Source organism: Corynebacterium sp., assembly GCF_030538285.1.
Taxonomy (GTDB): Bacteria; Actinomycetota; Actinomycetes; order Mycobacteriales; family Mycobacteriaceae; genus Corynebacterium.
Window position 1 is genome coordinate 23,168 of sequence record NZ_JAUNUG010000036.1, and the last position, 6,692, is coordinate 29,859.

The 6,692-nt window shown below is 66.8% G+C and carries 7 protein-coding genes; 3 read left to right on the forward strand and 4 right to left on the reverse strand.

Translation table 11 applies throughout. The features are described 5' to 3' along the window. A complete protein-coding gene (locus tag Q4G50_RS11235) occupies window positions 1–453 on the forward strand; it encodes an Lrp/AsnC family transcriptional regulator (protein ID WP_303377747.1) in 453 nt (150 codons plus the stop codon). On the opposite strand, the gene Q4G50_RS11240 is transcribed toward Q4G50_RS11235, so the two are convergent. The 4 genes from Q4G50_RS11240 to purS form a co-directional block, all read right to left on the reverse strand. Beyond that, window positions 448–1,122 carry a hemolysin III family protein gene (locus Q4G50_RS11240; protein ID WP_303377748.1) on the reverse strand — a complete coding sequence of 225 codons (675 nt, stop codon included), beginning with the start codon at window positions 1,120–1,122 and terminating at the stop codon, window positions 448–450. The genes Q4G50_RS11235 and Q4G50_RS11240 overlap by 6 nt on opposite strands. 113 nt (window positions 1,123–1,235) lie before the next feature. Then, window positions 1,236–3,512: a phosphoribosylformylglycinamidine synthase subunit PurL gene (gene purL / locus Q4G50_RS11245; RefSeq protein WP_303377749.1), complete on the reverse strand. Its 2,277-nt coding sequence runs from the start codon at window positions 3,510–3,512 to the stop codon at window positions 1,236–1,238. A 13-nt stretch (window positions 3,513–3,525) separates the two neighbouring features. Next, window positions 3,526–4,197 (reverse strand): phosphoribosylformylglycinamidine synthase subunit PurQ, encoded by a 672-nt coding sequence (purQ, locus tag Q4G50_RS11250; RefSeq protein WP_303377750.1) that lies wholly within the window; start codon window positions 4,195–4,197, stop codon window positions 3,526–3,528. Next, on the reverse strand, window positions 4,194–4,439 hold the full coding sequence (purS, locus tag Q4G50_RS11255; protein WP_040086716.1) for a phosphoribosylformylglycinamidine synthase subunit PurS: 246 nt from the start codon (window positions 4,437–4,439) through the stop codon (window positions 4,194–4,196). The genes purQ and purS overlap by 4 nt, the downstream gene beginning before the upstream one ends. A gap of 323 nt (window positions 4,440–4,762) precedes the next feature. Between purS and Q4G50_RS11260 the strand changes: the two genes are divergently transcribed. After that, window positions 4,763–5,194 (forward strand): lamin tail domain-containing protein, encoded by a 432-nt coding sequence (locus Q4G50_RS11260; RefSeq protein ID WP_303377751.1) that lies wholly within the window; start codon window positions 4,763–4,765, stop codon window positions 5,192–5,194. Between the two features lie 78 nt (window positions 5,195–5,272). Next, window positions 5,273–6,692 (forward strand): ExeM/NucH family extracellular endonuclease (locus Q4G50_RS11265; RefSeq protein ID WP_303377752.1); only part of this gene is annotated, 1,420 nt, incomplete at its 3' end.

Genomic DNA, 6,692 nt, shown 5'->3' on the forward strand with positions numbered 1-6,692 from the left:
ATGGATGAGGTTGATCGCCAGATTCTGTCACTGGTGCAGGGAAATGCGCGGATCACGGCCGCGGAGTTGGGGCATCATACGGGGACATCGTCGAGCACGTGCCTGCGCCGGCTGCGCGCCCTGGAGCGCGATGGCGTCATCACCGGGTTTCACACCCGCTTGGATCGGGCGGCGGTGGGCTTCGGAACGCAGGTGATCGCTTTCATCACCCTCGATAGGGAGGATCGGGCGACGGTCGCCGCGCTGGAGGATGGATTGGCGGCACTGCCCCAGGTCTTAAGCGCGGAGCGCCTGTTCGGCGACCCGGATTTCCTGGTGCGGGTGGTGGCCCGGGATCTCGCTGACTACCAGCGTCTGCGCGATGAGCACCTGAGCGAATTGCCGGGCGTGGCGCGGATTACATCGACGTTGGTGATGAGAGAGATCGTCAAGGATGGGCCGATCCCACTATAGGACGACCATCCATACCGCCACCTGGTGCACCGCGGCGGCGATGATCGTCGCGGTGTGAAAGTGCTCGTGGTAGCCGAAGATCCGCGCCTGCCGCCCGGGCCAGCGGAAACCATAGACCAACGCACCGAGTGAGTAGATGACACCACCGGTAAACAGCAGCCACACCACCGCCGGCCCCTGAGAAGCCCACAGGGCAGGGATGAGCGGGACGATGAGCCAGCCCAAGGCCAGGTACACCGCTACGTCGAGCCAGCGGGGGTGGGTGATCCACACCAGGTTGAGCGCCATGCCGAGCGCCGCGCCAGCCCACACGACACTAAGCATCAGCAGGGCCTGCGGCGCGGGGAGGGCGATCAGGCACAGCGGGGTGTAGGTGGCGGCGATGAAGAAGGCGATGGTGGCATGGTCGGCGCGCCGCCAACAGGCAACCGTGGCGGCGCTTCGCCAGTGGCCGAGGTGATAGGCCGCGGACACCCCGAAGAGGACAACGACGCCGAGGGCGTAGACGCTCACCCCGAGGGCATTGCCCCAGGCCAGCGTCATCCACGCGACGGTCGACAGAACGGAGCCGCTGACCACCGAGGCTAAAGCAGCGAAGAAGTGGAACCAGCCGCGGGTGAGCGGGCGGGGTCCGCGGTCGAGAACCTCGCGGGTAATCGTCGTGGTCATCTCGCCCCCTTCCAGGCAAGTTACGGTTGCGTAGGTAAGGATACGCGCGCGCCCCCGAATCGACAATGCCCTGTCCTGGACAACTTCCAGGACAGGGCATGAGCGGCGGAGTGCTACTCGACGACCGAGTTAGCTCCCACCGCATGGCCGAACTGCTCCGGCAGGGTGGCCTGCCAGGCGCTCTTCAGCTCATCGATGTTGACGGTGGTTTCACCGAAGCTGAGCTCACGGCCCTGCGTGGTTTCACCGATACGCACGGCCGGGACACCGAACTCGGCGGCGCGCTCGAGCACGCCGTCGACGCGGTCGGCGGTGGTGGCCACCAGCACGCGGGAAGCGGACTCGGAGAACAGCGCCACGAACTCATCCTCGTGGACGCCGGCCAGGTCGAGGGAGACGCCGCCGTCGTAGCGGAATGCCATCTCGGCGACGGCCTGGGCGAGGCCGCCCTCGGAAAGGTCGTGGGCGGCAGTGATCAGCTCGTTGCCCACGAAGAAATCGGCCAGCCGCTCCTCGTTGGTCAGATCGACCTGCGGGGGCAGACCGTTCAGGCCGCCACCGCTGATCTGTTGCCAGATGGAGCCGCCGAACTCGTCCCGGGTCTCACCCAGGAGGACGAGCACCTCCGGCTCGGGGACGGAGCCGAGGTCGTGGCCGATGGCGTCGTGGACATCCTCGATGACACCGAGGACACCGACCACCGGGGTCGGCAGGATCGGGGTGTCACCGGTCTGGTTGTAGAAGGAGACATTGCCGCCGGAAACCGGGATACCCAGCTCCTTCGCGCCGTCGGCCAAGCCGTGGACGGCCTCGCGGAACTGCCACATGACGTCCGGGTTCTCCGGGGAACCGAAGTTCAGGCAGTTGGTCACGGCCACCGGACGGGCACCGGTGACGGCCACGTTGCGGTAGGCCTCAGCCAGCGCCAGGCGGGCACCGGTACGCGGATCAAGCTTGGTGTAGCGGCCCGAAGCATCCGCGGAGATGGCGACGCCGCGGTTGTTCTCCTCGTTGATGCGCAGGACACCGGCGTCGGAGTACTTCGCCTTGACGGTGTTGCCGCGGACGTAGCGGTCATACTGCTCGGTGATGAAATCTCGCGAGCACAGCGCCGGGGAGGAGACCATGTCGAACAGGGCCTGTCCGAGGTCACTCGGACGCTCGACCGGGGTGTACTGCTGCAGCTCATCCTGCCACTCGGGGCGGGCGAAGGGGCGGTTGTAGACGGGGCCTTCGTCGATGGTGGACGGCGGGGCGTCGATAACCAGCTCGCCGTTGTGGTACACGACGTAGCGGTCCTTTTCGTCGGTGACCTCGCCGATCTCCGCGCAGATGACGTCCCATTTGGCGCAGATGGCCTTGAACTTCTCGACGTTCTCCGGGGTCACCACGGCGCACATGCGCTCCTGGGACTCGGAGGCGAGGATCTCGGCGGCGGTCATGTTCTCGGCGCGCAGCGGCACGGTGTCCAGGTTGACGCGCATGCCGCCGTCACCGGCGGCCGCCAGCTCGGAGGTGGCGCAGGCGAGGCCGCCGCCACCCAGGTCCTGGATACCGACGACCACGCCGGCCTGGTACAGCTCGAGGCAGCACTCGATGAGCACCTTCTCGGCGAAGGGGTCGCCCACCTGGACGGCCGGGAGCTTGCGCTCCGCGCCCTCCTCGAAGGATTCGGAGCCGAGGACGGAGACGCCGCCGATGCCGTCGAGGCCCGTGCGGGAACCGAAGAGCATCACCTTGTTGCCGGTACCGGAGGCGAAGGCCAGCTTGAGGTCCTCCACCTTGAGGGTGCCCACGCACAGGGCATTGACCAGCGGGTTGCCGGCGTAAGCCTCATCGAAGACGGTCTCGCCGCCGATGTTCGGCAGGCCGAGGGAGTTGCCGTAGCCACCGATGCCGTGGACGACACCCGGCAGGACGCGGCCGGTGTCCGGGGCATCGGCCGGGCCGAAGCGCAGCTGGTCCATCACGGCGATCGGGCGGGCGCCCATGGCCATGATGTCGCGGACGATGCCGCCGACGCCGGTGGCCGCACCCTGGTACGGCTCGACGAAGGAGGGGTGGTTGTGGGACTCGACGCGGAAGGTGACGGCGTCGCCGCCGCCGATGTCGACCACACCGGCGTTCTCGCCGATGCCGGCGAGGATCTTGGAGGCCATCTCCTCGGTGGTGGTCTCACCGAAGTAGCGCAGGTGCACCTTGGAGGACTTGTAGGAGCAGTGCTCCGACCACATCACGGAGTAGACGGTCAGCTCCGCGTCGGTGGGTCGGCGGCCGAGAATCGCCTTGATCTTGGCGTACTCATCGTCCTTCAGGCCCAGCTCGGCGTAGGGCTGCTCGGTGTCGGGGTGGGCCTGGGCGGCCTCGACGGTGTCGTTTCGAACGGTCATATTTCAAGCCCTCCTAGGCTGCGATCGTGCCGATGGCGGACAGGAACATTCCCAGGCCGTCGACGGACGGGCCGGTGAGCACCTCGACAGCGTGCTCCGGGTGCGGCATGAGGCCGACGACGCGGCCGGTCTCATTGGTGATGCCGGCGATGGCGTTGAGCGAGCCGTTGTAGTTGTCGGTGTAGCGGAACACCACGCGGCCCTCCCCCTCCAGCATCTCGATGGTGTCGGGGGTGGCCTGGAAACGGCCTTCGCCGTGCTTGGCGGGGATGAGGATCTGCTGACCGGCCTCGTAGTTGCTGGTCCACGCGGTGTCGGCGTTGACCACCTCGAGGTAGGTGTCGGTGCAGTGGAAGTGCAGGCCCTGGTTACGGGTCAGGGCGCCGGGCAGCAGGCGGGCCTCGGTGAGCACCTGGAAGCCGTTGCAGATGCCCAAAACGGGCATGCCCTTGGCGGCGGCCTCGACCACGGAGGTCATGACCGGGGCGATGGCGGAGATGGCGCCGGAGCGCAGGTAGTCGCCGTAGGAGAAGCCGCCGGGGACGACGACCGCGTCGACGCCCTTCAGGTCAGCGTCGGCGTGCCACAGGTTGACCACCTCAGCGCCGGCGATGCGCACGGCGCGGGCCGCGTCGACGTCGTCGAGCGTGCCGGGGAAGGTGATGACTCCGATCTTGGCGGTCACTTGGCGACCTCCACACCGACGACCTCGAAGTCCTCGATCACGGTGTTGGCGAGCAGAGTTTCGGCGAGCTTCTCCAGGTCGGCGGTGGTGACGGAGTCATCCACCTCCAGCTCGAAACGCTTGCCCTGACGTACGTCGCTGACGCCGGTGACGCCGATGCGTCCCAGCGCGCGGTGGACAGCCTGTCCCTGGGGGTCGAGGATTTCCGCCTTCGGCATGACATTCACAACAACACGGGCCACAATTTTCCCTTATCTTCGCCGGAATTGGTCGGTCTCAGCATAGCGCGTCCACGCGTTTCCTAATACTTCCGCGAACGCAATCTCCGTTGCCGTCACAGCCACGTTGGCGGTGAACCGTCCGCCACCCCGAGGTGACGTCGGAATGAACTTTCCGGCAACGTGAGGTCAAACCTCAAGGACCGGGAATGGGACATCCGAAAGGGAGAATTCCTCACCCAGCGCACAGGTGAGATCAAAGGTTAAGTGTTCGCAGGCACGCATGTGCGCCAGCACATCCAGTGCAACCACTTTCCGTCCTTTTTATTCCCCCGAAGGTTCCCCACATGTTCCGTCGTGTCACCGGGTTGGCCGCAGCTGCCGCCGCCGGTATTTCCCTCATCCTCATCCCCTCCGCCCACGCTGCCCCGGACGGCTCCAATGTCGTCATCAACGAGGTTTACGGTGGTGGCGGTAATTCCGGTTCCCATTTCACCCACGATTTCGTCGAGCTCTACAACCCCACTGACTCGGACATTGACCTGAGCGGCTGGCAGATCGACCAGATGTCGACCGCGGGCAACACCGGCACCCTGCACACCATCGACGCCGGCATCATCCCGGCTGGCGACTTCTTCCTCGTCCAGGGCGCCGCCGGCAACACCGTCACCGGCGACCTGCCCACCCCGGATTCCGTGGGTACCTTCAACTTCTCGGGGACTAACGCCATTGCGGAGCTTTTCGACGCCACCGGCACCCCCGTCGACCTCGTCGGTTAGGGTTCGGCCACCCGCTTCGAGACGGCTCCCGCACCGCGTACGACGAACTCCACCTCCACCGCCCGCATCACTGTCGGCGTGGACACCGACAACAACGCCGCGGACTTCGCCTCCGGTGCCCCCACCCCGATGAACTCCGGGATCGAGCAGCCGGACCCGCAGGTGCCCGAGAACCCCGAGGTCCCCGCCCCGAGTGAGCCTGTCAGCATCGCGCAGATCCAGGGCACCGGCGACGCCACCCCGCTGCTCGGCCAGCAGGTGAGCACCGAGGGTGTCGTCACCGCCGTGTACGACGAGGGCGGCCGTAATGGTTTCATCATGCAGACGCCGGGGACGGGTGGCGTCGAGAAGCAGGTCGGAGATTCCTCCGACGCGATTTTCGTCTACCTGGGCGGGCAGCAGCAGTTCCCGGAGATCGGGGACTCGCTCATCGTCACCGGGCAGGCCGATGAGTATTACGGCATCACGCAGCTGACCGGCCCGACGTTCACCGTGCCGGACACCGCGTTCGCCGCGGTCACCCCGACGGAGATCGCGCAGCTGCCGGCTGGCGATGCCGCCCGCGAGCCCTATGAGCACATGCTCGTCCTGCCTACCGGCGCCCACACCGTGACCAACAATTACCAGCTCAACCGCTACGGCGAGATCGGTCTGGCCCCGGGCGAGGCCGCCCACCGCCAGCCCACCGATGTCCACGCCCCGGACACCGATCCGGCCTCGCCTGTCCAGCAGCTCATGGCCGCTCAGGCCGCCGAGATCGTGCTTCTCGACGACGGCCGCACCCGCGACTACTCCCGCGAGCAGGACACTCCCCTGCCCTATGTCGCCGTCGATGGTGCTCCGCACAAGTCGATCCGCACCGGCGCGGGTGTGAACTTCCAGCACCCGGTGACCGTGGACTTCTCCCACAATTTCTGGCGTTTCCAGCCGACCACCCCGATCACCGGCGCCAACTCCGCCGCTGAGCTGCCTATCACCTGGGAGGACACCCGCGCCGCCGAGATCGGAGCCATGGCCGGTGTGGCGGGCGAGTACTCCATCGCTTCCTTCAACGTGCTCAACTACTTCACCTCCCTCGGCCAGGACGAGCCGGGCTGCCGGGCGTACACCGACATGCACGGCACGCCCGTCACCGCCAACTGGTGCGATGTCCGCGGCGCCTTCACAGCGGAGGCCTTCCGCGACCAGCAGAACAAGATCGTCGCCGCCATCAACGAGCTCGACGTCGACGTCCTCGGACTGGAGGAGATCGAGAACACCTACGCCCTGAGCGGTGACATTGAACGCCGCGACGAGGCACTGTCCGCGCTTGTCGACGCCCTCAACGCCGCCGCCGGCACCCAGCGCTGGGCTTATGTCCCCTCCCCCGCCGAGATCGGCACCGACGAGGATGTCATCCGCGTCGGTTTCATCTACAACCCGGCCACCGTGGAGCTGGTCGGTGAGTCCCGCATCTTCGACGACGCCCGCTTCACCGGCACCGCCCGCCAGCCCCTGG